Below are 24,008 nucleotides of genomic sequence, written 5' to 3' on the forward strand. Positions count from 1 at the left end.
AATAGAGCGGCCTGTAAAAGCGCTTACTTACGCCGCCAGGTGGTGCCCTGCGGGCCATCTTCCAGAATAATACCCATTTCAGTGAGACGATCGCGCGCCGCGTCCGCCGCCGCCCAGTCTTTCGCTTTACGGGCATCCAGACGCTGTTGAATCAAGGCTTCAATTTCCGCAACTTCACCGTCATCCGCCTGCGCGCCGCTTTGCAGGAAAACATCCGGCTCCTGCTCCAGCAGTCCCAGCACGCCGGAAATCTTCCGCAGATGAGACGCCATCGCATTCGCGGCGGCCATATCTTCGCCCTTCAGACGGTTGACTTCACGCGCCATATCAAACAGGACGGAGTAGGCTTCCGGCGTATTGAAATCGTCATTCATCGCCTCCACGAAACGCGCTTCAAACGCCTCGCCGCCCGCCGGGGCCGCTGATTTATCCGTTCCACGCAATGCAGTGTATAGCCGCTCCAGCGAGGCGCGCGCCTGCTTGAGGTTCTCTTCGCTGTAGTTCAGTTGGCTACGGTAATGCCCGGACATCAGGAAGTAGCGCACGGTTTCCGCATCGTAGTATTTCAGCACGTCGCGCACGGTAAAGAAGTTGCCCAGCGATTTGGACATCTTCTCGCGATCCACCATCACCATACCGGAGTGCATCCAGTAGTTGACGTATTCGCCGTCATGCGCGCAGGTAGACTGGGCAATCTCGTTTTCATGGTGCGGGAACATCAGATCAGAACCGCCGCCGTGAATATCAAAATGGTTGCCCAACTGCTTGCAGTTCATCGCCGAACATTCAATGTGCCAGCCCGGACGCCCTTCGCCCCACGGCGACGGCCAGCTCGGCTCGCCCTCTTTCGACATTTTCCACAGCACGAAGTCCATCGGGTTACGCTTCACGTCAACGACATCCACGCGCGCGCCCGCCTGAAGCTGCTCAAGATCCTGACGGGAAAGCTGCCCATAAGTCGGATCGGTCGGTACATCGAACATCACATCGCCGTTATCCGCCACATAGGCGTGCCCTTTCTCGATTAAGGTGCGGGTGAGCTCGATAATTTCCTGAATATGGTGCGTCGCACGCGGCTCGCTGTCCGGACGCAGAATATTCAGCGCGTCAAAGTCCTGATGCATTTCCGCAATCATTCTGTCGACCAGCGCGACAAAACTTTCGCCGTTTTCATTGGCGCGTTTAATAATTTTATCGTCGATATCGGTAATGTTACGCACATACTTCAGCTTATAACCGAGAAAACGCAAATAGCGTGCGACAACGTCAAAAGCGACAAACGTGCGTCCGTGGCCAATGTGGCAGAGATCGTAAACGGTGATACCACACACGTACATGCCGACTTCCCCGGCATGAATGGGTTTGAATTCCTCTTTTTGGCGCGTCAGTGTATTAAAAATTTTTAACATCGAAGATTCCGTATAGACGTGTGTGGGTAATAATCTCCGTATGATACATATTATTCGTAATCGAAGCAGCACACTTTGCAAGGTGATCGCAGCTTACGGTTATGCTATAACAAGCCCCTATATGTGCCCCATTGCGGGCTAAAGCACCACTCTCTTGGAACAGGATGCAAAAATGGTTACTTTCCACACTAATCACGGCGATATCGTAATAAAAACCTTTGATGATAAAGCGCCTGAAACAGTTAAAAACTTCCTGGACTACTGCCGCGAAGGTTTTTACAACAACACCATTTTCCACCGTGTGATTAACGGTTTTATGATTCAGGGCGGCGGCTTTGAGCCGGGCATGAAACAGAAAGCCACCAAAGAGGCGATCAAAAACGAAGCCAACAATGGTCTGAAAAATACCCGTGGTACGCTGGCAATGGCGCGTACTCAGGCACCACACTCGGCTACCGCGCAATTCTTCATCAACGTGGCAGACAACGACTTCCTGAACTTCTCCGGCGAAAGTCTGCAAGGCTGGGGCTACTGCGTCTTTGCGGAAGTCGTAGAAGGTATGGACGTGGTAGATAAAATCAAAGGCGTCGCCACTGGCCGTAGCGGTATGCATCAGGACGTACCAAAAGAAGACGTCATCATTGAAAACGTGACCGTCAGCGAGTAATCGTGGCGACACTGTTTATTGCAGACTTGCATCTGCAAACGGAAGAACCGGCGATCGTCGCCGGTTTTCTGCGTTTTTTAGCCGTAGAAGCCCGTCAGGCCGACGCGCTGTATATTCTTGGCGATCTCTTCGAAGCCTGGATTGGCGACGACGACCCCAACCCGCTACATCGTGAAATGGCCGTTGCCATTAAATCGCTGGTTGATTCCGGCGTCCCCTGCTTCTTTATTCACGGTAACCGTGATTTCCTGATTGGCAAACGCTTTGCCCGCGAAAGCGGCATGATTCTACTGCCGCAGGAAAAGGTGCTCGACCTGTATGGCCGCAATGTATTGATTATGCACGGCGATACGCTCTGTACCGATGATGCCGGTTATCAGGCGTTTCGCGCCAAAGTCCATAATCCGTGGATTCAACGACTGTTCCTTACCCTGCCGCTGTTTATCCGCCGCCGTATCGCCGCCAGAATGCGCGCCGGCAGTAAAGCCGCCAACAGCAGCAAATCGCTGGATATTATGGACGTCAATGCGCAGACCGTCGTCGCCGAAATGGAAAAACACCGCGTACAGTGGCTGATTCACGGTCACACCCATCGCCCGGCGGTGCATGAACTTTCCGCCAACGACCAGCCCGCATTCCGCGTGGTGTTAGGCGCATGGCATCATGAAGGTTCAATGGTAAAAGTCACGCCGGACAACGTTGAGTTAATCGCCTTCCCCCTGTAAATGTTCGTCGAATCGTCCGTTACGGCGTACACGCAACCGTTTTCCTTGCCTGATTATCATGCTATTCTCTGACACCTCAAAAGCAGCGTGTCCCGCACCACAGGAGTTTTAAGACGCATGTCTTCCCGCAATAATCCGGCGCGTGTCGCCATCGTGATGGGGTCCAAAAGCGACTGGGCTACCATGCAATTCGCCGCCGAAATTTTTGAAATTCTGGATGTCCCGCACCATGTAGAAGTGGTTTCCGCCCATCGCACCCCCGATAAGCTGTTCAGCTTCGCCGAAACGGCGGAAGAGAACGGATATCAAGTGATTATTGCCGGCGCGGGCGGCGCGGCACATCTGCCGGGAATGATTGCGGCAAAAACGCTGGTCCCGGTACTCGGCGTACCGGTACAAAGCGCTGCGCTAAGCGGTGTGGATAGCCTCTACTCCATCGTGCAGATGCCGCGCGGCATTCCGGTGGGTACGCTGGCGATCGGTAAAGCCGGTGCCGCTAACGCCGCACTGCTGGCAGCGCAGATTCTGGCGCAACACGACGCGGAACTGCATCAGCGCATTGCCGACTGGCGCAAAGCGCAAACCGATGAAGTTCTGGAAAATCCCGATCCGCGGGGGACGCTATGAAGCAAGTTTGCGTTCTCGGCAACGGGCAACTGGGCCGAATGCTGCGCCAGGCGGGCGAACCGCTGGGTATCGCCGTCTGGCCGGTTGGCCTGGATGCAGAGCCTACCGCCGTGCCGGTACAGCAGAGCGTCATTACCGCAGAGATTGAGCGCTGGCCGGAAACCGCGCTTACCCGCGAGCTGGCGCGCCACCCGGCATTCGTCAATCGCGATGTATTTCCGATCATCGCCGACCGTCTGACACAAAAACAGCTTTTCGATAAACTGGGACTCGCGACCGCGCCGTGGCAGCTGCTGACAAGCGCCGACGAGTGGTCCGGCATCTTTGACCGCCTGGGCGAACTGGCGATTATTAAGCGTCGCGTTGGCGGCTACGACGGTCGCGGGCAGTGGCGTCTACGCGCGGACGAAACCGGGCAACTGCCGGATGACTGCTATGGCGAATGTATTGTTGAGCGCGGCATCCATTTTTCCGGCGAAGTGTCGTTAGTCGGCGCGCGCGCTCATGACGGCAGTACCGTGTTTTACCCGCTGACGCACAATTTGCATCAGGACGGCATCTTGCGGACCAGCGTCGCGTTCCCACAGGCGAACGCCGAACAGCAGGAGCAGGCGGAATCGATGCTGTCAGCAATTATGCAGGCGTTGAACTACGTCGGCGTAATGGCGATGGAATGTTTTATCACGCCGGAAGGCCTGCTAATCAATGAACTGGCGCCGCGCGTGCATAACAGCGGACACTGGACGCAAAATGGCGCCAGCATCAGTCAGTTTGAATTGCATTTGCGCGCGATTACCGGCCTGCCGTTGCCCGCGCCGGTGATTAACGCCCCGTCGGTGATGATCAACCTGATCGGCAGCGAGCTGAATTACGACTGGCTGAAGCTGCCGCTGGTACATCTGCACTGGTATGATAAAGCGGTACGTCCAGGGCGAAAAGTCGGCCATCTGAATCTGACCGACAGCGATACGTCACGTCTTAGCGCCACCCTGGAAGCGCTCTCTCCGCTCCTGCCGGGCGAATACGCCAGCGGCATTATCTGGGCGCAAAGTAAGCTTAAATAACACATAAAATGCCGGGAGAATGATCTTCCCCTTTCCCGGCTCCTCCCTCAGCGCGTAAAATCTCGCTATTGCTGTTTTGTTTTTCGGGATTACACATGAACGATGGAACGGACTATCGCGCGCTCCTCCTTGCCGATACGCCTTTAATTGATGTACGCGCGCCGATTGAGTTTGAACAGGGCGCCATGCCGGGCGCTATCAACCTGCCATTGATGATGGATGACGAGCGGGCCGCCGTCGGCACCTGCTACAAACGTCAGGGCGCGGATGCGGCGTTAGCGTTGGGGCATCGGCTGGTTTGCGGCGACATTCGCCAGCAGCGGCTTGAGGCCTGGAAAGCCGCGTATCAACGTTTCCCCAATGGGTATCTGTGCTGCGCGCGCGGCGGTCAGCGGTCACATATCGTACAACGTTGGCTGCAAGAAACAGGGATTGACTGCCCGCTTATTGAAGGCGGCTATAAAGCGCTGCGTCAGACAGCAATTCAGGCGACCTGGCAACTGGCGCAAAAACCGATACTTTTAATTGGCGGCTGTACGGGCAGCGGCAAAACGCAACTGGTGCGACAACAGCCCAACGGCGTGGATCTGGAAGGTCTCGCGCGTCATCGCGGCTCCTCTTTTGGCCGCACGCTGAAACCCCAACTCAGCCAGGCCAGTTTTGAAAACAAACTTGCCGTTGAATTGCTGAAAATTAACGCGCGTCAGACGTTAAAAAGGTGGGTACTGGAAGATGAAGGGCGAACGATCGGCGCCAACCATCTGCCTGAGTGTTTACGCGAAAGAATGGCGCAGGCCCCCATTGCGGTAGTGGAAGATCCGTTTGCGCTTCGTCTGGAACGACTGCGTGAAGAGTATTTCATCCGTATGCATCACGACTTCACCCACGCCTACGGCGATGAAGCCGGTTGGCAGGCGTATAGTGAATATCTTCATCATGGACTGTTCGCTATTCGCCGCCGTCTGGGGTTGCAACGCTTTGCCGAACTGACGGACACGCTGGATAGGGCGCTGGCGGAACAATTATCCAGCGGCAGCACCGACGGCCATATGTCATGGCTGGTTCCGCTACTTAACGAATATTACGACCCAATGTATCGCTATCAACTGGAGAAAAAAGCCGCGAATATCGTTTTTCGCGGCACATGGCAAGACGTTGCCAACTGGCTAAAAGCGCAATAGTTTATTTTTATTGCCGGCTGACGCTACATTGAGCCGGCTTAGTGTCTGTCGCGCTTGTCGGCACGTTTTGCCAGCCAGTCGCCCAGCATCTGAACGACCTGAACCAGCACAATCAGCGCCACTACGGTAACAACCATCACTTCGGTTTCGTAACGGTAGTAGCCATAGCGAATCGCCAGGTCGCCTACCCCGCCGCCGCCGACAATCCCGGCCATCGCCGAGTAGCCGATTAAGCTTACCAGCGTAATCGTCAGGCCGCGCAGCAGCCCTGCGCTGGCTTCCGGCAACAGTACGGTACAGATAATACGCATCGGACTAGCGCCGAATGCCAGCGCCGCCTCAATAATCCCTTTATCGACTTCACGGAGCGCGCTATCTACCAGGCGTGCATAAAACGCGATTGCGGCCACCGACAGCGGGACGGAGGCTGCAATCGGGCCAATCGTATTACCCAGCAAAAGCTGCGTTAGCGGCAGTAACAGCACCAGTAAAATAACAAATGGCACCGAGCGGATAATATTCACCAGAACCGAGGCGACGAGATAAATAAAACGGTTCTGCCAGAACAGATGACGATCGGTGACAAAAATCAGAAAACCGAGCGGTAGACCGCCAAGAATCGCCAGCACCGTTGAAATACTCAACATCTGGAAAGTTTCATTGAACGCCAGCGTTAAATCCGGCAATAAATCATCCACGGATCACCTCCACCTGTGCGGTACGTTGACGGATATGCTCCACGGCGGCGGCCACCGCCGTTGGATTATGCGGCGCGGTTAATTGCACTACCAGAATGCCCAACGCGCGTTCGCCGATATATTCAATCTTGCCATGCAGGATATTGACCGCGACGCCAAACTTGATCGCCACCTCCGACAGTACCGGCTGCTCCGCCGAATCGCCGATAAACAAAATTTTCAGCAACTGCCCGGGCAGGTGTTCCCGTAAACGTTCCGGCAGGGTCAAATTAAGGGTATGAGACACCAGTTGCTGTGTGAAAGCGTGTTGCGGGTGGGCAAACACATCAAACACCTCGCCCGACTCTACAACCTTACCGCCCGACATCACCGCCACGCGATCGCAAATAGATTTGATCACGTTCATTTCATGGGTGATCAGCACAATAGTAATCCCGAGCTGTGCGTTGATCTGTCTGAGCAGGGCCAGAATCGTGGCGGAAGTTTCCAGATCCAGAGCGGAAGTCGGTTCGTCACATAGCAACACATCCGGATGGTTAGCGATGGCGCGGGCTATCCCCACCCGCTGTTTTTGCCCGCCGCTGAGCTGTACCGGAAAACGGTTCGCTTTATCGGCAAGGCCCACCAGCGTTAAAATTTCCGCCACCCGCGGCGCGATTTTGCTGCGTTCCCAGCCAGCCGCTTTCAGGCTAAACGCAACGTTTTGCGCCACTGTCCGGGTATGCATTAAGTTAAAATGCTGGAAAATCATACCAATACGTTGCCGCGCCTGGCGTAACGCTTTTCCGTCCAGCGCCGAAATTTCCACGCCGTTGACGTTGACGCGCCCCTGGCTGGGACGCGTTAAGGCATTCAGGGTACGCAGCAGAGTGCTTTTTCCTGCGCCGCTGGTACCAACAATGCCAAAAATCTCGCCCGCGGCGATATGCAGGCTCACATCATCCACCGCGCGCGTGGGGGTACCGCGACCGGCGGTAAAATCGACGCAGACTTTTTCTATTTCAATCATATTCACCTCAGAAATTGGGGATGGCCACCGCTGCGATCAGGGTGTCGCGGTCATCCATTCCGGTTTCTGGAAGGCGCTATAAATATTCTTTGGATCGTCGATGACCGCGCGATAAGCCGGCGATTTCACCGCCTCGACAATATCTTTGGCAAACGGCTTATCGGCATCTTCACTGCGTACCGCAATGATATTTTTCAGATTCTCATCCAGGTGTTCCTGCTTAATCGCGCTGGAGAGATCCAGTCCTGCCGCCACCGCAAAGTTCCCGTTAACCAGCGCGCCGGTCACGCCATCCAGCGTGCGCGGTAGCTGTGCGGCTTCCAGCGGTTTGAAAACCAGTCCTTTTGGATTGCTGGCGATATCTCGTTCAGAGGCTTTGGTCGGATCGATATTGTCCTTAATCGTGATCAGCCCCAACGATTGCAGGAAGCGAAGGCCGCGCGCCAGGTTGGTCGGATCGTTGGAGAGGGTAATAATGTCCCCTTTTTTAAGCGCATCCAGACTGTTGATTTTACGTGAATAGAAGCCCATCCCGGCGGTCGGTACCACAATAAGTTTGCTGAGCTTCAGCCCTTTGTCAGTGGTGAATTTGTCAAAATAGAGGGTATGTTGAAAGAGGTTGGCGTCGATGCTGCCATTAGCTAACGCCATATTGGGCTGGACATAGTCGCTAAACTCGCGCACCACGACCTTATACCCTTTTTCTTTTAATGTCGGCGCAATCGCCTGCTTCACCATATCGCCATACGGCCCTGGCGCGACGCCAAATACGATCGTTTGCGGGGAACCATCGGCATGGGCAAACTGTAATCCGCAGGCCAGTAATAGCGTGCTGGCCGCAATGCGTAAACTCTGACGCAATCCCATAATTTCTCCATTTTAAATAGTGTGATGCTGTGCCGGATGCCGTTCATGCGGCATCGTCTGTTTTGGCCCAAACGAAAGGCTATTTCTTAACATGACACAGATCACAGCCTGCTGTCCTTGAAATTATTTCATGATGTTTCCTGGTGTGTCGTTAAATGTACGAGGCAGGCGCTCAGGCGTGTGTCAGGCGGGAATGGCGTAAAGGGAAATGCCGGATAAGAGGTCTTAACGCCAACATCCGGCAGAGGAAAACGCTTTAGAAATCGTAACGCAGACGCACCAGGTTCATATCGCCCAGATTGTCAGTGCTGGAGGTGAAAACATGTTCATAATCAACGCGGAAACCATAATCCAGTTGGAAGGTGATCCCCACGCCGTTATCGGTGCGCAGATAGTCGCGGCCATTCACATATTCAATGCGGTCGCCCATAAAGTACGGTTGAATAGCTTTCACGGCATACTGACCAATCGGGAAAGCGTAACCGACAAAATATTCCAGACCCCACGCATCGCCGGCAAAGTAATCATTCACAGACACTTTTTTGGTCGTCATAAAGTTCTGATACCAACCGCCGCCTGCGGCGATAGTCCAGTTTTCCGGCGTCCAGCTTAACGCGGTACCGACAATATTTTGATCGTAAGTTTTATTGCCGTTGCCGCGCATCTCCGCACGGGTATAGTTCCATGCCGTCCCCCAGGTCAGATCGTCGGTGAGATGGTAATCCGCGCCTAAAGAACCGCCGCCTTTACGTTTGTAATTCAGACCGTTATTGGCATTATAATCGTCGCTGAACAGATAAGACGCGTAGAGATCGACATTACCAATGCTTTTCTTATACTTCAATGATTTACGCGTGCGATAAGAACCATCGTAGTCGCCGTTAATCCCGTTGCCCGGCGCCTGACCTATCATGTCGTAATCCCAGATATCGGTTTTTGCGCCCACCACATCGTAATAAATGCTGTTCTGTTGACCGAAGGTCAGCGTTCCCCACGTCGCGCTCTTGAAGCCGGTATACAGCATACGGCGAGTGGTATCAGTCGCGCCCTTCGCATAATGGTTATCCCAGTCAAATACCGCAGGGATATTGACGCCCAGCTCGTAATAGCTAATCCAACTGATATCATCAAACAGATAGTAATCCGCGGCGAAGCGGAAACGCGTCCCGCCATCAAAACCATTACGTTTATAACCGTTCGCGCCGTCATTGCCGGTCATATTCTGGAACTGCGGACGAATACTCCCGCCGACGGTGAAATTGAGTCGGCTGAGTGGATTACCCGCCTGGGGATCTTGTTTTAAAACGGTGATTTCCGCCTGAGTAGCGAAAGGCATGAAAGCCACTGCCGCGCCGATCGATGCCGCCAACGCTGTTATTTTAATTGTCATTATATTTTCCTTGATAGATAGCCAATCCAAATCATTTAGCAGGCAAATAATAACTGTTATAAAACCTTACGTGTTGTGTATTTTTTAATGATTTGTGCTACTAAAAATCAAGGAGTTATCAATTTGTGCGACTAAAAAAGTACGCGCCGTTTTAAAAACCGGCGCGAAATTATTCACATCATGAATCATCCGCTAAACTGGCGGAATAGCGCTTTGCCTTTCAGCAAACGAACGCCAAGCCAGCCGCCGCATACGGAAAGCAGCAGCGCGCCGCAAAACGGCAGTGCGCCCCATAAACGCCAGTCCGGCTCCCAGGGGAAATCAAAAACGTTGATTTGTAAGATCGCCAGCGCCGTTTCCGCGCCAATCGCGGCGACCAGCCCGGCAACTAATCCCAGCATGGCGAATTCGCACCAGAGTGTGGTACGCAACAGTTTCTTTCCGGCTCCTAACGTGCGCCACACCACCAGCTCCTGATGACGCTGACGCATCCCGACCTGCACCTGAGCCAGTAATAGCAACATGCCGCAGAGGGTGACTAGCACAACCATCACCTCCAGCGCCCGGCTGACCTGCTCCAGCACCTGTCCCACCTGTTTCAGGATCGCCCCGATATCTAACAGGCTGACGGTAGGAAACTCGCGGTTAAGCTGCGTTAACATGCCGTTGCCATTCTCCCAGCGAAAACTGGTCAACCAGCTTTGTGGTTGCCCGTCCAGCGCCCCGGAAGGAAAAATGAAGAAAAAGTTGGGACGCAGGCTTTCCCAGTCCACTTGACGCAGGCTGGTGACTTTAGCGCTAAATGCCTGGGTATCGCCCATAAAGGTTACGCTATCGCCGAGTTTGACGTTCAACCGCTTCGCCAGCCCCTCTTCCATAGAGACTTCGCCCGGTTTTGGCGGCCAGTGACCGGCGACCAGCGGATTATGCGCCGGGCGCGTATCCTGCCAGGTCAAATTCAGTTCACGGTTGAGCGACTCATCCTGCTGACCTTCCGTCGGATTACCATTTATCCTGGTTAACCGCGCCCGCACAATCGGATAAAACGTCTGCGGAATCACCTGATGTTCCGCCAAAAAGGCTTTCAGCGGCGCGACCTGCTCTGAAGCAATATTGATAAGGAAATAGTTCGGGCTTTCCGGCGGGAGCTGCTGTTGCCAGCGATCAAGGAGGTCGCCGCGCAGCACCAGCAAGAGCGCCAGCAGCATAAACGAAAGCGAAAACGCCGAAAGCTGACTCAACGTTGACCACGGCTGACGCAGAAGTCGGCTGACGGCCAGACGCAGCGGTAGCGACGTCAACGTCATGCCGCGCAGCACGTTAAGCAGCATCCAGCCCACCAGACCGCACAGCAGCGCCAGTATCACTGCACCCGCCAGAACCGCCCACAACAGCATACTTCCGCCCATCAATCCGGCGAGCAGCGCCACCACGACGGCGCAGGCGACAGGCAAATAAATTTTTAACGGCCAGACGCGAGCGACAACATCGCGGCGCAGCACCCGTAGCGGCTGGGTCGCCAGCAACAATCGATAAGGTCGTAAACCGACCAGCAGAGAGATGACCGTCATCGCACCCAGCGCCCACAGCCAGGGCCACAGGCTGGCGGGCGGCAAATCGGCGGGCAATACCGGTTTTAGCAGCACCAGCAATATGTTTTCAAACAGTAACCCAATCGCGCCTCCCGTGACGGCGGAAAGCCCCAGCACCATCAACCACTGTCCGATGATAAGTTTACGCAACTGGGCCCGGCCCGCGCCCAACGTTTTTAAAATCGCCACCAGATCGTAGCGGCTACGGCAGTAATGGCTCATCGCCACCGCGACGGCAGCTACCGCCAGCAGTAGCGTTAATAACGCCGAAAGCAGCAAAAACTGCTGCGAACGTTCGAGCGATTTCCCCAATGCCCCGTCATCCTGCTCCAGTCCGTACCAGCGATGTTCCGGTTTAAGCTGCGGTAACAGCCAGCTTTCATAGCCAGCAAGCTGTTGCGGCGTTCCGCCGAATTTATACCTCCACATCACGCGACTCCCCGGCTGTATCGCACCGGTTTTTGCCACATCGGCCATATTCATCATCAGACGCGGCGCCATCTGAAAAGGGTTAAACCCGGAATCCGGCTCCTGCACCACTTCACCGGCAATACGCAAGGTCACGTCGCCGACATCAATGGTATCGCCCGTTTTCAAATTAAGCAGCGCCATCAGACGCGGCGCCAGCAGTACGCTACCCGGCTGCGGTTTCACTCCGTCAGGACGGGTTTGCAATTCGCCGTACATCGGATAAACGCTATCTACCGCCTTCACGCTGGCCAGTTGCGGCGTATCGCCGGCAAACGTCATGGTCGCAAAGGTTAACTGCTCGCCCACGTTAAGACCGCGTTTACGCGCCTCTTCAAGCCAGGCTTTCGGTACCTCCCGCGAACTTTGCAGCGTCCGATCGCCTGCCATAAACTCGCGGCTTTGCTGACTTAACCCTTTTTCCATCCGGTCGCTGATACTGCCGAGCGCCAGTACGCAGGCCACCGCCAGGCTCAACGCCAGCCAGACAATAATCAGCGACGGCGAGCGCCATTCGCGCCAGAACCAGCGAGCTATCATGCCTCCTCCTGTAACTGACCGTTGACCAACCGCAGCCGCCGGTCGCAGCGCGCCGCCAGCGCCGGGTCGTGCGTCACCAGAATCAGCGTGGTGCCGTGTTCGCGGTTAAGCGAAAATAGCAGGTCGGCGATTTTATCTCCGGTCTGACGGTCAAGGTTGCCCGTCGGCTCATCGGCAAACAGCACATCAGGACGCCCGTTAAACGCGCGCGCCAGCGCTACGCGCTGCTGTTCGCCGCCAGAAAGCTGTGCCGGAAGGTGGTCAAGCCGTTTTCCCAGTCCCAGTTGTTCGAGCAGCGCTTTCGCCCCCGCCTTACTCTGACCGCTGTTTTCACCGCGTAGCAGGGCCGGTAGCTCAACGTTTTCCAGCGCGTTAAGCGTAGGAATAAGCATGAAGGATTGAAAAACAAAACCGACATGCTGAGCGCGAAGCTGCGCCCGCGCCTCTTCGTCCATCTGGTGAAGCGGTTTCCCGACCAGACTGACCTCTCCGCTACTGCCGTCATCCAGTCCGGCGAGAATCGCCAGCAGCGTAGATTTTCCCGATCCTGATTCGCCAATCAGCGCAATGGTTTCGCCGCGTTTGACAACCAGTTCAACTCCGGTAAGGATGGAAAGCTCATGCTCACCCTGACCGACGGACTTCCTGAGACGATGAACTTCAACACTGTTTTCCGCTGGCATTTGCCCTTCCTGTTTTTGATCCTGTTAACTTTCCGTGCCGCCGCCGCAGACACCTTATTAATTCTGGGCGATAGCCTCAGCGCCGGTTACCGTATGGCCGCCAGCGCGGCATGGCCGTCGCTCCTTAATGATAAATGGCAAAACAAAACGTCGGTCGTTAATGCCAGTATAAGCGGAGATACCTCGCAGCAGGGACTGGCGCGTTTGCCGGCACTGTTGCAACAGCATCACCCGCGCTGGGTAGTGGTGGAGCTTGGCGGCAACGATGGCCTACGCGGTTTTGCGCCTGCGCAAACCGAACAGACGCTACGTAAAATCATTCAGACGGTGAAAGCCGCCGATGCCCAACCGTTACTGATGCAAATTCATCTGCCCGCTAACTACGGTCGCCGTTATAATGAATCCTTTAGCGCCATTTATCCTAAGCTCGCCAAAGAGTTCGATATTCCTCTGTTACCGTTTTTTATGGAAGAGGTATATCTGAAACCGCAGTGGATGCAGGATGACGGCATTCATCCCAACCGCGACGCCCAGCCGTTTATTGCCGACTGGATGGCGAAGCAGTTGACCCCTTTTCTCTCCTGAATAATTCGAGTTGCATGAAGGCGGCACGTAAGAGAATGTCCAGGAGCATAGATACCTATGTGACTGGAGTAAACGAACGCACAGGCAACTTGAAGTATGACGGATATAGTTAACCACGACTCTTAAATCAACGGAGATCCTGACAGGTAAAGTTATGCAAAAATCGGTCTTAATAACAGGATGTTCCAGCGGAATCGGTCTGGACAGCGCGCTTGAACTTAAACGCCAGGGCTTTCAAATCCTGGCGGGCTGCCGCAAACCTGATGATGTCGCCCGGATGAACAGTATGGGATTTACCGGCGTGTTGATCGATCTCGACTCCCCTGAAAGCGTGGATCGTGCCGCCGATGAAGTGATCGCCCTGACCGATAATCGTCTGTATGGGATCTTTAACAATGCCGGCTACGGCGTGTATGGCCCCCTTTCCACCATCAGCCGTGAGCAGATGGAGCAACAGTTTTCCAGTAATTTCTTCGGCGCGCATCAGCTTACTATGCGCTTACTTCCCGCCATGTTGCCGCATGGCGAAGGACGCATTGTGATGACCTCATCGGTGATGGGGCTGATTTCCACCCCAGGGCGCGGCGCTTACGCCGCCAGCAAATATGCGCTCGAAGCCTGGTCTGACGCGCTACGTATGGAGCTACGGCACACAGGCATTAAAGTGAGTCTGATAGAACCGGGACCAATTCGTACCCGTTTTACGGATAACGTTAACCAGACGCAGCGTGATAAACCGGTAGAAAATCCCGGCATCGCCGCACGTTTCACCCGCGATCCTGACGCGGTAGTAGCGAAAGTGCGTCATGCTTTTGCAAGCGATAAACCCAGGCTGCGCTATCCCGTTACGCTGGTCACCTGGGCAGTGATGGCGCTGAAACGCCTATTGCCGGGCCGGATGCTGGATAAAATTTTACAAAGCTGAGTTGAAGCGCGCCCGTCAGCCCCCATGTAAACGTGACACAGACAAAAGAGAGCGACGCCATGTCCGTACAGAACATTGTCAATATTAATGAATCCAACCTGCAGCAGACCTTAGAGCAGTCCATGACCACGCCGGTACTGTTCTATTTCTGGTCTGAACGCAGCCAACACTGTCTGCAATTAACGCCAGTGCTGGAAAGTCTGGCTGCCCAGTACCACGGTCAGTTTATTCTGGCAAAGCTGGACTGCGACGCCGAACAGATGATCGCCGCTCAGTTTGGTCTGCGCGCCATCCCGACAGTCTATCTGTTCCAGAATGGCCAACCGGTCGATGGTTTCCAGGGACCGCAGCCGGAAGAGGCGATCCGCGCTCTGCTGGATAAAGTACTGCCGCGTGAAGAAGAGCTAAAAGCGCAACAAGCGATGCAGTTAATGCAGGAGGGCAACTATGTTGACGCGCTGCCGTTGCTCAAAGACGCCTGGCAGCTCTCTTCGCAGAACAGTGAGATTGGCCTGTTACTGGCGGAAGCGCAAATTGCGCTGAACCGCTCTGAAGAGGCCGAAGCGGTGTTAAAAACTATCCCGCTACAGGATCAGGATACCCGTTATCAGGGGCTGGTTGCGCAGATCGAACTGCTTAAACAGGCGGCGGATACGCCGGAAATTCAGCAACTTCAGCAGCAAGTCGCGGAGAATCCGCAGGATGCGGCTTTGGCAACGCAACTGGCGTTGCAGTTGCACCAGGTCGGACGTAATGAAGAAGCGCTGGAATTGCTGTTCAGCCATCTGAGAAAAGATCTTGCCGCCGCCGAGGGACAAACGCGCAAAACCTTCCAGGAGATCCTTGCCGCGCTCGGCACCGGCGACGCGCTGGCGTCGAAATACCGCCGCCAGTTGTACGCGCTACTGTATTAATCCTCTCTTGCCTGATGGCGCGCTTATCTGGCCTACCTGTCGTCCTCAGGCCGGATAAGGCGCTTGCGCCATCATCCGGCCACTATCATGATTTCTTGAGCGGCATCACTACCAACTGATGACGCGAATTATAGAACTTCCGGTAGGTTAAATAGCAGGCAATGATGGTAGACAGGCTGGCTGTCGACAACAGCATAAACGTTACCATAATTTGATATTTAATCGCTTTTACCGGATCGATCCCGGCAAAAATCAGCCCGGACATCATCCCCGGCAGGCTCACCAGCCCAACGGTCTTTGCCGAGTCGATCGTCGGGATAAGCGATGCGCGGATACTATCGCGGATAAGCCCGGCGGAGGCCATTTTCGGCGTTGCGCCCAAACTTAACTTTTCCTGGATTTGCTGCTGCTCGCTGTGAAAACGCAGCCCCAGTTGGTTGTAGCACAGCCCTACCGCCACCATCGCATTGCCGGCGACCATGCCAGCGATGGGAATCACCTGCATCGGCGCAAATTCAATCGAACCGGTAAGCACCAGTACCGTCAGCGTTAGTCCGGCGCCGACGGTGATGGCGATAAACGAGGAGAGAAATGCCTTATCGATATATTTACTGCGCTTTTGCGCGTTCCATGCGGCGTTAAAACAGATGAACAGCACCATCAGTAGCGTCAGGGCGGCATGATTAACGCCAAAGATGTATTTCAGTACATAGCCGACAATAATGAGCTGTATCACCGCCCGGCATACGCTCCACAGAATATCTTTTTCCAGCGCCAGCTTTTCCTTGTGACTGATGAGCATCGCGACCACCACCAGCAGCATCGATAACGCCAGCGAGGTATTGGTAATATTATGCTCGTTCATAACGCGCCTCCTGCATCTCTCCGGCAGATGGCGTTAACGTTATCACCTTATCCGCGTGTTGAATTTCATCTTTATCATGCGTTACCCACAAGACAGCGACCTGCTTATCGCGAACATAGCGATGAATAATATCATTCACATTCCGTTTGTTATGTTCATCCAGCGCGCTGGTTATTTCGTCGAGTAACAGTATTTTCGGCAGAAACTGTAGATTACGAATTAGAGCAATACGCTGTTTTTCCCCGCCGGAAAGTGCGGCAATCGGTTTTTGCAGAATCGTCTCCGGCAGTTCAAAACGCGCCAGATCGTCTGCGAAGGCTGTCGGCTGCGGGCGCTGATGGCGAATTTGCCAGGGAAAAATCAGGTTATCGTAAACCGTATCGCCAAATAGCGCTGGCGTCTGAGCGCAATAAGAAACCTGCTGGCGATAGGCTTCCGGACTCAGAGTAGTAATATCCTGCCCCTCAAAAAGAATCACGCCGATATCAGGGCTTATTAACGAGGCCACCATTTTCAACAACGTACTTTTTCCGCAGCCAGAAGGACCGGTAATTAACTTAAATTCGCCGCGTTGCAGCGTAAAACTGATGTTATTCACTATTTTTGTCGTCGCAGTCCGGTAACCGACCTGCTTTAACTCAAGCAACATGCTACGTTCTGTCATTTATTGCGCATCCGTTGTTCATATTTTTATAGCGATAGTGTATCCCTGTAATTAATAAGGGGGGAACATGCTTTACTGAATCAGGTATAATTCGCTTAATTCGTCAGCAAAATCGGTTTATGGACAACGCAACAGGAGGTTTAGCTATGCTCATTCTTATCCCTATTCTCATTTTCGTCGCGCTGGTGATCGTCGGCGCGGGCGTCAAAATCGTTCCGCAGGGATACCAGTGGACGGTGGAGCGCTTTGGACGTTACACCAAAACCCTGCAGCCGGGATTAAGCCTTGTTGTACCATTTATGGACAGAATTGGCCGCAAGATCAATATGATGGAGCAGGTGCTGGATATTCCGTCGCAGGAGGTGATCTCAAAAGATAACGCCAACGTCACTATCGATGCGGTCTGTTTTATTCAGGTTATCGATGCACCGCGCGCCGCTTATGAAGTCAGTAACCTGGAACTGGCGATCATTAACCTGACCATGACCAATATCCGTACGGTGCTCGGTTCGATGGAGCTGGATGAAATGCTCTCCCAGCGCGACAGCATCAACACGCGGCTGCTGCATATTGTCGATGAAGCCACCAATCCGTGGGGAATTAAAGTTACCCGTATCGAAATTCGCGATGTCCGCCCGCCCGCGGAATTGATCTCCTCGATGAACGCCCAGATGAAAGCGGAACGTACCAAACGCGCCTATATCCTTGAGGCCGAAGGGGTACGTCAGGCGGAAATACTGAAAGCCGAGGGGGAAAAACAGTCGCAGATTCTGAAAGCCGAAGGCGAACGTCAGTCCGCTTTCCTGCAGGCGGAAGCCCGCGAACGTTCCGCCGAAGCGGAAGCCCGCGCTACGCAGATGGTGTCTGAAGCCATCGCCGCCGGGGATATTCAGGCGATAAACTACTTCGTGGCGCAGAAATACACCGAAGCGTTACAGCAAATCGGCTCGGCGAATAACAGCAAAGTGGTCATGATGCCGCTGGATGCCAGCAGTCTGATGGGCGCTATCGCCGGGATCAGCGAGCTGGTTAAGGACAGCGCCAGCGAACGGAAAAAAGCATGATAGCGATGATTCTGGTGCATCCGCATATCTTCTGGCTTAGCCTCGGCGGCCTGTTGTTGGCTGCGGAAATGCTCGGCGGTAACGGCTATTTGCTGTGGAGCGGCGTGGCGGCAGTGATTACCGGCTTAACCGTCTGGCTCTTACCGCTCGGCTGGGAATGGCAGGGCGTGCTGTTTGCGGCCTTAACGTTACTGGCGGCCTGGCTTTGGTGGCGCTGGCTGGCGCGTCGCGTGCGGGAACAAAAGCCGACCGACAGCCGCCTTAACCAACGCGGACAACAACTGGTAGGCCGCCGGTTTATGCTTGATGCCGCGTTAGTGAACGGACGGGGTCATATGCGTGTCGGCGACAGCTCGTGGCCGGTATGCGCTGACGAAGACCTGCGCGCAGGTACGCATGTCGAAGTGATCGCCGTGGAAGGCATCACCCTACGCATTCGCGCCGTTTAATCAACGTGGCTTTTGCGCCTTGTGATGACAGCAGCCGGAAAGATTATCAATAATCGGGCAGTCGGCGCTGTCATCGCCGGGACAACTCTCCGCCAGCGCCAGCAATTGATCGCGCATTGATTGCAGCTCGCTGATATGGCGCTCGATCTCCGCGACCTTTTCCAGCGTCCGCTTTTTCACATCTGCGCTATGGCGTCGCGGATCGTTAAACAGATTGACCAGTTCGCCACACTCTTCCAGATTAAACCCCACCTGCCTCGCCTGTCGCAGCAACGTCAGCTCGTTTAAATGCTTCTGCGTGTAGGTGCGATAACCATTTTCGCTACGTAATGGCGGCGTCACCAGCCCTTTCTCTTCATAAAACCGAATGGCTTTGCTGGTTAAACCGGTTTTTTTCGCCACATCGCTAATATTCATATTTCCCCCTTGACCTTAACCTTGCTGGAAGGTTTAACCTTTATCACAGTGAGTCACTACGATTACTAAGGTCAATGAATTGATGACCAATCATAAAGGAGTTTTTACTATGTCTCAAACTATCGACCTGACCCTGGACGGTTTGTCCTGCGGTCATTGCGTTAAACGCGTGAAAGAAAGTCTTGAACAACGTCCGGATGTTGAGCTGGCGGACGTCACCGTAACCGAAGCGCACGTTACCGGTACCGCCAGTGCGGACGCGTTAATTGAAACCATCAAACAAGCCGGGTATGGCGCGACGTTAAGCCACCCAAAGGCTAAACCGCTGACGGAGTCATCAATCCCGTCGGAAGCACTGGCAGCGGTTCCTCATGAGCTTCCGGTAGCGACGGCCGATGAAGAAAGCCAACAGTTGCTGTTAAGCGGCATGAGCTGCGCCAGTTGTGTCACCCGCGTACAACATGCGCTACAAAGCGTACCGGGCGTCACGCAGGCACGGGTAAACCTGGCGGAACGCACTGCGCTGGTGATGGGCAGCGCGTCCGCCGCTGATTTAGTGCAGGCGGTGGAAAAAGCCGGCTACGGCGCAGAGGCGATTGAAGATGACATCAAACGCCGCGAGCGCCAGCAGGAAACCGCCATCGCCACCATGAAACGTTTTCGCTGGCAGGCCATCGTCGCTCTGTCGGTCGGTATACCGGTCATGGTCTGGGGGATGATCGGCGATAACATGATGGTGACCGGCGACAACCGCAGCCTGTGGCTGGCTATTGGCCTGATCACGCTTGCGGTGATGGTCTTTGCGGGCGGTCATTTTTACCGTAACGCGTGGAAAAGCCTGCTGAACGGCACGGCGACGATGGATACGCTGGTGGCGCTCGGCACCGGGGTCGCCTGGCTCTACTCCATGAGCGTCAACCTGTGGCCGCAGTGGTTCCCGATGGAAGCGCGGCACCTTTATTACGAAGCCAGCGCGATGATTATCGGTCTGATTAATCTCGGACACATGCTGGAAGCGCGCGCCCGTCAGCGTTCCTCAAAAGCGCTGGAAAAATTACTCGATCTCACCCCGCCCACCGCACGCGTCGTGACAGAAGACGGCGAAAAAAGCGTCCCGTTGGCGGACGTTCAGCCAGGGATGCTACTGCGGCTCACTACCGGCGATCGCGTGCCGGTGGATGGCGAAATTACCCAGGGCGAAGCCTGGCTTGATGAAGCCATGCTGACCGGCGAACCCATTCCGCAGCAAAAAGGCGAAGGCGACAGCGTTCATGCCGGTACCGTCGTCCAGGACGGCAGCGTCCTGTTCCGCGCCAGCGCGGTGGGCAGTCATACCACGCTGTCACGCATTATTCGCATGGTACGCCAGGCGCAAAGCAGTAAACCGGAAATTGGCCAACTGGCCGATAAAATCTCTGCGGTATTCGTTCCCGTAGTCGTGGCCATTGCGCTGTTCAGCGCCGCTATCTGGTATTTCTTCGGGCCGGCGCCGCAAATTGTTTATACGCTGGTCATCGCCACCACCGTACTGATTATCGCCTGCCCTTGCGCATTAGGCCTGGCGACGCCAATGTCGATTATTTCCGGCGTAGGCCGCGCTGCCGAATTCGGCGTGCTGGTACGCGACGCCGATGCCCTGCAACGCGCCAGTACGTTGGATACCCTCGTTTTTGATAAAACCGGGACGCTGACGGAAGGCAAGCCGCAAGTGGTGGCGGTAAAAACCTTTAACGGCGTTGAGGAAGCTCAGGCATTACGTCTGGCAGCCGCGCTCGAACAAGGCTCCAGCCACCCGCTGGCCCATGCGATTCTGGAAAAAGCCGGCGACGATAAACTGCCTCAGGTGAACGGTTTCAGAACGCTGCGCGGACTGGGCGTCAGCGGTGAAGCGGAAGGTCATCAACTGCTTCTGGGGAACCAGGCGTTGCTGAACGAACAGCACGTCGCCACGGATGATATGACGGCGGAAATCACCGCGCAGGCCTCGCAAGGCTCTACTCCGGTCCTGCTGGCGATTGACGGTAAAGCGGCGGCGTTACTGGCGGTACGCGATCCATTGCGCAGCGATAGTATTGCCGCGCTTGAACGCCTGCACAACGCCGGATACCGTCTGGTGATGCTCACCGGGGATAACCCAACGACGGCTAACGCGATTGCCAAAGAAGCGGGTATTGATGAAGTGATTGCGGGCGTTCTGCCGGATGGCAAAGCCGATGCGATTAAACGTCTGCAAAGCCAGGGTCGTCAGGTTGCGATGGTCGGCGATGGTATCAACGATGCGCCCGCGCTGGCGCAGGCGGACGTCGGTATCGCGATGGGCGGAGGCAGTGATGTGGCGATTGAAACCGCGGCGATTACGCTGATGCGCCATAGTCTGATGGGCGTGGCGGATGCGCTGGCCATTTCGCGCGCGACGTTGCGCAATATGAAGCAAAACCTGCTTGGCGCATTTATCTACAACAGCATTGGTATCCCGGTGGCCGCCGGTATTCTGTGGCCGTTTACCGGTACCTTGTTAAACCCGGTAGTAGCGGGTGCGGCAATGGCGCTGTCTTCCATTACCGTCGTCAGCAATGCCAACCGGCTATTGCGCTTTAAACCGAAAGCGTAAAAAGTCCTATCAGGCAGCATTAGCTGCCTGATATATTATTAAGCCATCAGTAATTTACCGTATCAATATATAAAAATTTAACCGCACATCCTGTAGAAAAATAAAAAACAACATTTTATAATGTTTTTTTGAATCATAAGGATGTGTTATTTATGTTTAGAAAAGCAGTTACGCTTCTTTTCCTGCTTTCTCCCGCAGTTAGTTATGCAGGATTATTTGATTCCACTCCAGAGTTAAAATGTGGCAATGATAATGCAGTCACGGCGGCAAAAGAGTGGATTTACAATGAAGCATTAGGTCGTTTACAGCAAGACTATATTAAAGCGCCTTCCACGCTTTTCTTCGATATCCCCCAGACTCAGTACGAGCAGCAACTCCGGGCTATTCCTGTTCAATTCAGTAATGTAATAACGCAAAATCCTCAATCAGAAAATGCCAACCTACGAATTTGCTCGGCTACCGTCGCCATGGGTATTCCTCAGTCATTGTTTAAAGTAATTAAATACTTACCAGATACTCTATTCTATATTTCACAAGGGAATGGACAGGTAATAAACAATACGGTGACCTGGAAAGAGGTTAACTACAATATCCAGCTTGCTGACAACAACAAAGATATTGTCGTCACCCCGGTGAAAAAAACCGATAAATTGGCGTGGTCTATTTATGTAATGGCAAGAATGACGGTATCTGGTGATAATCTCATAAAGAAAAAAAATAGCTCACTGATTGAAATCGCAGCAAAGAAATTTGAGAGTAGAGATCGCGAGCTTAATCAGGTCTGGAATTCACTACCCGCCTCTGCCCGAACGGCATTAAAACAAGAGCAGCGAGTCTGGGTGACCAAAAAAGAGCAGCAGTGCGGCAAACTTAGCGATGCAAAATCCGAGGCCATACCTGCTGAAAAGCGCATCAGTATTTATACATGCCAGCTTGAAATGACCATCGCCAGAACGGCCTATCTCGACGGCAGCGAACTACCCGACTGATCGTTGACCTCCAGTCAGGGCGCATTGCGCCCTTTTCTCCAACGCGCTAGCATGAGCTTTTTCAAAGGGAGCGCGTATGGAGCTATTAAATCAACTTAAACGTTTATGGCGCGCGCTGCGTGGTACCCCAAATAGTTGGCCTGCTATCGATCTCTCCCTGCCCGGCGGTCGTCATCTGCATCTGGTTGGCAGTATTCATATGGGGACGCGCGATATGGCTCCTCTTCCAGCAAAGCTGGTGAAAAAGCTACGCCAGGCCGACGCGCTGGTCGTTGAAGCGGATATTTCCGGTAACGAAACGCCATTCAGCAATCTCCCCAAATGTCCGCCGTTGGTCGAACGTCTCAGCGCCGGGCAGCTAAGCGCACTGGAAAAACGGGTCAGCGAGTTGGGTATGCCGCTGATCCATTTTGATAATCAACCTTTATGGCAGATAGCTATGGTGCTACAGGCCACGCAGGCGCAACGGCTGGGATTGCGCCCGGACTATGGCATTGATTATCAGCTATTACAGGCTGCCCGCGAAGTGTCGCTGCCGGTGCAAGAGCTGGAAGGGGCGAAACACCAGCTCGAACTACTCTGCGATCTGCCCGATGGCGGGATGGCTCTGCTCGACGACACGCTGACGCACTGGCACACCAACGCACGGCTTTTGCAGGTGATGATCGGCTGGTGGCTTGAGCAGCCGCCGACCAGCGTCGGCGCTTCGCTCCCCAGAACGTTTAGCCAGCCGCTGTATGATGTACTGATGGTGAAACGCAATGAAGCCTGGCGCGACGCGCTGCTGGCACTGCCGCCGGGACGCTACGTGGTAGCCGTAGGGGCGCTACATCTGTACGGCGAAGGCAACCTACCGCAAATATTGAAATAAAAAAATGGCCAATATCGCTATTGGCCCGTCAAAGAGGAATTTCATCGTTATTATTATCCCGACGCTTTCGCTTCGGATCTTCAGATTGTCGCTCAAAGTTGCCGCAACTGCCAAGACCTAATGCACAAGATTATACTATTTTTTAGTCCGCTTTCGGGCGTATGCTGATGGCAAATCACGTCTGTAGTAAGAAGGAACGTTATGACACCCGCAGTTAAGTTACTCGAAAAGAATAAGATTCCGTTTAACATTCACACCTACGATCACGATCCGAATGAAACTAACTTTGGCGATGAAGTGGTGCGTAAGCTCGGGCTAAACGCCGATCAGGTGTATAAAACGCTTTTGGTTGCCGTAAATGGCGATATGAAGCAACTGGCCGTCGCCGTGACGCCTGTAGCCGGGCAGCTGGATTTGAAAAAAGTCGCCAAAGCTCTGGGCGCGAAAAAGGTCGATATGGCCGACCCGATGGTGGCGCAACGCACCACGGGATATCTGGTTGGCGGGATCAGTCCGCTGGGACAGAAGAAACGGCTGCCCACGCTGATTGACGCGCCAGCCCGCACGTTTGCCACTATTTATGTTTCCGGTGGTAAACGCGGGCTGGATATTGAACTGGCGGCTGACGATTTGGCCGCCATACTGGGTGCTAAATTCGCTGATATCGCGCGTCGGGATTAAGCCTGCGTAAAATACATTGCCGGATAGCGGCGCAAACGCCTTATCCGGCCTAC

The 24,008-nt window shown here is 54.2% G+C and carries 24 protein-coding genes; 14 read left to right on the top strand and 10 right to left on the bottom strand.

The window, feature by feature from the left end:
• Positions 1-23: 23 nt before the first annotated feature.
• Positions 24-1,409 carry a cysteine--tRNA ligase gene (cysS, locus tag ACLJPE_RS08460; protein WP_031602063.1) on the bottom strand — a complete coding sequence of 462 codons (1,386 nt, stop codon included), beginning with the start codon at positions 1,407-1,409 and terminating at the stop codon, positions 24-26.
• 172 nt (positions 1,410-1,581) lie between these two features.
• Between cysS and ppiB the strand changes: the two genes are divergently transcribed.
• The 5 genes from ppiB (at position 1,582) to mnmH (ending at position 5,673) form a co-directional block, all read left to right on the top strand.
• The gene (gene ppiB / locus ACLJPE_RS08465) at positions 1,582-2,076 is read left to right on the top strand and encodes a peptidylprolyl isomerase B (protein WP_000255991.1); all 495 of its coding nucleotides are present in this window, start codon (positions 1,582-1,584) and stop codon (positions 2,074-2,076) included.
• 2 nt (positions 2,077-2,078) lie between these two features.
• Complete coding sequence (gene lpxH, locus ACLJPE_RS08470; RefSeq protein ID WP_000212281.1) at positions 2,079-2,801, top strand: UDP-2,3-diacylglucosamine diphosphatase; 723 nt, start codon at positions 2,079-2,081, stop codon at positions 2,799-2,801.
• 117 nt (positions 2,802-2,918) lie between these two features.
• On the top strand, positions 2,919-3,428 hold the full coding sequence (gene purE / locus ACLJPE_RS08475) for a 5-(carboxyamino)imidazole ribonucleotide mutase (RefSeq protein WP_000098736.1): 510 nt from the start codon (positions 2,919-2,921) through the stop codon (positions 3,426-3,428).
• The gene (gene purK / locus ACLJPE_RS08480; protein WP_000815601.1) at positions 3,425-4,492 is read left to right on the top strand and encodes a 5-(carboxyamino)imidazole ribonucleotide synthase; all 1,068 of its coding nucleotides are present in this window, start codon (positions 3,425-3,427) and stop codon (positions 4,490-4,492) included. The genes purE and purK overlap by 4 nt, the downstream gene beginning before the upstream one ends.
• 95 nt (positions 4,493-4,587) lie before the next feature.
• The gene (gene mnmH, locus ACLJPE_RS08485) at positions 4,588-5,673 is read left to right on the top strand and encodes a tRNA 2-selenouridine(34) synthase MnmH (RefSeq protein WP_000997740.1); all 1,086 of its coding nucleotides are present in this window, start codon (positions 4,588-4,590) and stop codon (positions 5,671-5,673) included.
• 38 nt (positions 5,674-5,711) lie between these two features.
• Here mnmH and ACLJPE_RS08490 read toward each other — a convergent pair whose 3' ends face one another.
• The 6 genes from ACLJPE_RS08490 to ybbA all read right to left on the bottom strand — a co-directional run bounded on the left by ACLJPE_RS08490 (position 5,712) and on the right by ybbA (position 12,920).
• Positions 5,712-6,371 (bottom strand): methionine ABC transporter permease, encoded by a 660-nt coding sequence (locus tag ACLJPE_RS08490; RefSeq protein ID WP_000342247.1) that lies wholly within the window; start codon positions 6,369-6,371, stop codon positions 5,712-5,714.
• Positions 6,364-7,380 (bottom strand): virulence-associated ABC transporter ATP-binding protein SfbB, encoded by a 1,017-nt coding sequence (gene sfbB / locus ACLJPE_RS08495; RefSeq protein WP_000569660.1) that lies wholly within the window; start codon positions 7,378-7,380, stop codon positions 6,364-6,366. Before sfbB ends, ACLJPE_RS08490 begins: the two co-directional genes overlap by 8 nt.
• 36 nt (positions 7,381-7,416) lie before the next feature.
• Positions 7,417-8,247, bottom strand: a complete 831-nt coding sequence (locus ACLJPE_RS08500; protein ID WP_001642920.1) for a MetQ/NlpA family ABC transporter substrate-binding protein — start codon at positions 8,245-8,247, stop codon at positions 7,417-7,419.
• Between the two features lie 256 nt (positions 8,248-8,503).
• Positions 8,504-9,637, bottom strand: coding sequence for a porin (locus tag ACLJPE_RS08505; RefSeq protein WP_000152866.1), 1,134 nt, complete (start codon positions 9,635-9,637; stop codon positions 8,504-8,506).
• Positions 9,638-9,822: 185 nt separating this feature from the next.
• Positions 9,823-12,237 carry a putative ABC transporter permease subunit YbbP gene (gene ybbP / locus ACLJPE_RS08510; protein ID WP_000561765.1) on the bottom strand — a complete coding sequence of 805 codons (2,415 nt, stop codon included), beginning with the start codon at positions 12,235-12,237 and terminating at the stop codon, positions 9,823-9,825.
• Complete coding sequence (ybbA, locus tag ACLJPE_RS08515; protein WP_001110598.1) at positions 12,234-12,920, bottom strand: putative ABC transporter ATP-binding protein YbbA; 687 nt, start codon at positions 12,918-12,920, stop codon at positions 12,234-12,236. Before ybbA ends, ybbP begins: the two co-directional genes overlap by 4 nt.
• On the opposite strand from ybbA, the gene tesA reads away from it, so the two are divergent.
• From tesA to cnoX, 3 genes are all read left to right on the top strand, one after another.
• Positions 12,891-13,505: a multifunctional acyl-CoA thioesterase I/protease I/lysophospholipase L1 gene (gene tesA / locus ACLJPE_RS08520; protein WP_001010574.1), complete on the top strand. Its 615-nt coding sequence runs from the start codon at positions 12,891-12,893 to the stop codon at positions 13,503-13,505. The two genes, ybbA and tesA, sit on opposite strands and share 30 nt — an antisense overlap.
• Positions 13,506-13,659: 154 nt before the next feature.
• Positions 13,660-14,430 carry an SDR family oxidoreductase gene (locus tag ACLJPE_RS08525; protein ID WP_001172804.1) on the top strand — a complete coding sequence of 257 codons (771 nt, stop codon included), beginning with the start codon at positions 13,660-13,662 and terminating at the stop codon, positions 14,428-14,430.
• Positions 14,431-14,489: 59 nt separating this feature from the next.
• Positions 14,490-15,344: a chaperedoxin gene (gene cnoX, locus ACLJPE_RS08530; RefSeq protein ID WP_000116066.1), complete on the top strand. Its 855-nt coding sequence runs from the start codon at positions 14,490-14,492 to the stop codon at positions 15,342-15,344.
• Between the two features lie 85 nt (positions 15,345-15,429).
• Here the strand turns inward: cnoX and fetB are convergent, their stop codons facing one another.
• Positions 15,430-16,209 carry an iron efflux ABC transporter permease subunit FetB gene (gene fetB, locus ACLJPE_RS08535; protein WP_001002130.1) on the bottom strand — a complete coding sequence of 260 codons (780 nt, stop codon included), beginning with the start codon at positions 16,207-16,209 and terminating at the stop codon, positions 15,430-15,432.
• Positions 16,196-16,873 (bottom strand): iron efflux ABC transporter ATP-binding subunit FetA, encoded by a 678-nt coding sequence (gene fetA / locus ACLJPE_RS08540; RefSeq protein WP_000140192.1) that lies wholly within the window; start codon positions 16,871-16,873, stop codon positions 16,196-16,198. Before fetA ends, fetB begins: the two co-directional genes overlap by 14 nt.
• A 146-nt stretch (positions 16,874-17,019) precedes the next feature.
• On the opposite strand from fetA, the gene ACLJPE_RS08545 reads away from it, so the two are divergent.
• Together ACLJPE_RS08545 and ACLJPE_RS08550 are read left to right on the top strand one after the other, a co-directional pair.
• Entirely contained in the window at positions 17,020-17,937 is a 918-nt protein-coding gene (locus tag ACLJPE_RS08545) for an SPFH domain-containing protein (protein WP_000906146.1), read from the top strand.
• The gene (locus ACLJPE_RS08550; protein WP_000561177.1) at positions 17,934-18,386 is read left to right on the top strand and encodes an NfeD family protein; all 453 of its coding nucleotides are present in this window, start codon (positions 17,934-17,936) and stop codon (positions 18,384-18,386) included. Before ACLJPE_RS08545 ends, ACLJPE_RS08550 begins: the two co-directional genes overlap by 4 nt.
• On the opposite strand, the gene cueR is transcribed toward ACLJPE_RS08550, so the two are convergent.
• Positions 18,387-18,803 (bottom strand): Cu(I)-responsive transcriptional regulator, encoded by a 417-nt coding sequence (cueR, locus tag ACLJPE_RS08555; protein WP_001026760.1) that lies wholly within the window; start codon positions 18,801-18,803, stop codon positions 18,387-18,389.
• 109 nt (positions 18,804-18,912) lie between these two features.
• Here cueR and copA point away from each other — a divergent pair, with 109 nt between their 5' ends.
• From copA to ybaK, 4 genes are all read left to right on the top strand, one after another.
• A complete protein-coding gene (gene copA / locus ACLJPE_RS08560) occupies positions 18,913-21,414 on the top strand; it encodes a copper-exporting P-type ATPase CopA (RefSeq protein WP_000083921.1) in 2,502 nt (833 codons plus the stop codon).
• A 152-nt stretch (positions 21,415-21,566) separates the two neighbouring features.
• Positions 21,567-22,403, top strand: a complete 837-nt coding sequence (locus ACLJPE_RS08565; protein WP_023232988.1) for a lysozyme inhibitor LprI family protein — start codon at positions 21,567-21,569, stop codon at positions 22,401-22,403.
• A 76-nt stretch (positions 22,404-22,479) separates the two neighbouring features.
• Entirely contained in the window at positions 22,480-23,274 is a 795-nt protein-coding gene (locus ACLJPE_RS08570) for a TraB/GumN family protein (RefSeq protein WP_023212905.1), read from the top strand.
• Between the two features lie 201 nt (positions 23,275-23,475).
• On the top strand, positions 23,476-23,955 hold the full coding sequence (gene ybaK / locus ACLJPE_RS08575; RefSeq protein WP_000186618.1) for a Cys-tRNA(Pro)/Cys-tRNA(Cys) deacylase YbaK: 480 nt from the start codon (positions 23,476-23,478) through the stop codon (positions 23,953-23,955).
• The last annotated feature ends 53 nt before the right edge of the window (positions 23,956-24,008 follow it).

It is taken from the genome of Salmonella sp. SAL04196, from assembly GCF_046550835.1.
Classification (GTDB): Bacteria; Pseudomonadota; Gammaproteobacteria; order Enterobacterales; family Enterobacteriaceae; genus Salmonella; species Salmonella enterica.

Coding starts and splice junctions, on each gene's coding strand:
- cysS (WP_031602063.1), bottom strand. CDS start 1,409: ATGTTAAAAATTTTTAATACACTGACGCGCCAAAAAGAGGAATTCAAA.
- ppiB (WP_000255991.1), top strand. CDS start 1,582: ATGGTTACTTTCCACACTAATCACGGCGATATCGTAATAAAAACCTTT.
- purE (WP_000098736.1), top strand. CDS start 2,919: ATGTCTTCCCGCAATAATCCGGCGCGTGTCGCCATCGTGATGGGGTCC.
- purK (WP_000815601.1), top strand. CDS start 3,425: ATGAAGCAAGTTTGCGTTCTCGGCAACGGGCAACTGGGCCGAATGCTG.
- mnmH (WP_000997740.1), top strand. CDS start 4,588: ATGAACGATGGAACGGACTATCGCGCGCTCCTCCTTGCCGATACGCCT.
- sfbB (WP_000569660.1), bottom strand. CDS start 7,380: ATGATTGAAATAGAAAAAGTCTGCGTCGATTTTACCGCCGGTCGCGGT.
- ACLJPE_RS08500 (WP_001642920.1), bottom strand. CDS start 8,247: ATGGGATTGCGTCAGAGTTTACGCATTGCGGCCAGCACGCTATTACTG.
- ACLJPE_RS08505 (WP_000152866.1), bottom strand. CDS start 9,637: ATGACAATTAAAATAACAGCGTTGGCGGCATCGATCGGCGCGGCAGTG.
- ybbP (WP_000561765.1), bottom strand. CDS start 12,237: ATGATAGCTCGCTGGTTCTGGCGCGAATGGCGCTCGCCGTCGCTGATT.
- tesA (WP_001010574.1), top strand. CDS start 12,891: ATGAACTTCAACACTGTTTTCCGCTGGCATTTGCCCTTCCTGTTTTTG.
- ybbA (WP_001110598.1), bottom strand. CDS start 12,920: ATGCCAGCGGAAAACAGTGTTGAAGTTCATCGTCTCAGGAAGTCCGTC.
- ACLJPE_RS08525 (WP_001172804.1), top strand. CDS start 13,660: ATGCAAAAATCGGTCTTAATAACAGGATGTTCCAGCGGAATCGGTCTG.
- cnoX (WP_000116066.1), top strand. CDS start 14,490: ATGTCCGTACAGAACATTGTCAATATTAATGAATCCAACCTGCAGCAG.
- fetB (WP_001002130.1), bottom strand. CDS start 16,209: ATGAACGAGCATAATATTACCAATACCTCGCTGGCGTTATCGATGCTG.
- fetA (WP_000140192.1), bottom strand. CDS start 16,873: ATGACAGAACGTAGCATGTTGCTTGAGTTAAAGCAGGTCGGTTACCGG.
- ACLJPE_RS08545 (WP_000906146.1), top strand. CDS start 17,020: ATGCTCATTCTTATCCCTATTCTCATTTTCGTCGCGCTGGTGATCGTC.
- ACLJPE_RS08550 (WP_000561177.1), top strand. CDS start 17,934: ATGATAGCGATGATTCTGGTGCATCCGCATATCTTCTGGCTTAGCCTC.
- cueR (WP_001026760.1), bottom strand. CDS start 18,803: ATGAATATTAGCGATGTGGCGAAAAAAACCGGTTTAACCAGCAAAGCC.
- copA (WP_000083921.1), top strand. CDS start 18,913: ATGTCTCAAACTATCGACCTGACCCTGGACGGTTTGTCCTGCGGTCAT.
- ACLJPE_RS08565 (WP_023232988.1), top strand. CDS start 21,567: ATGTTTAGAAAAGCAGTTACGCTTCTTTTCCTGCTTTCTCCCGCAGTT.
- ACLJPE_RS08570 (WP_023212905.1), top strand. CDS start 22,480: ATGGAGCTATTAAATCAACTTAAACGTTTATGGCGCGCGCTGCGTGGT.
- ybaK (WP_000186618.1), top strand. CDS start 23,476: ATGACACCCGCAGTTAAGTTACTCGAAAAGAATAAGATTCCGTTTAAC.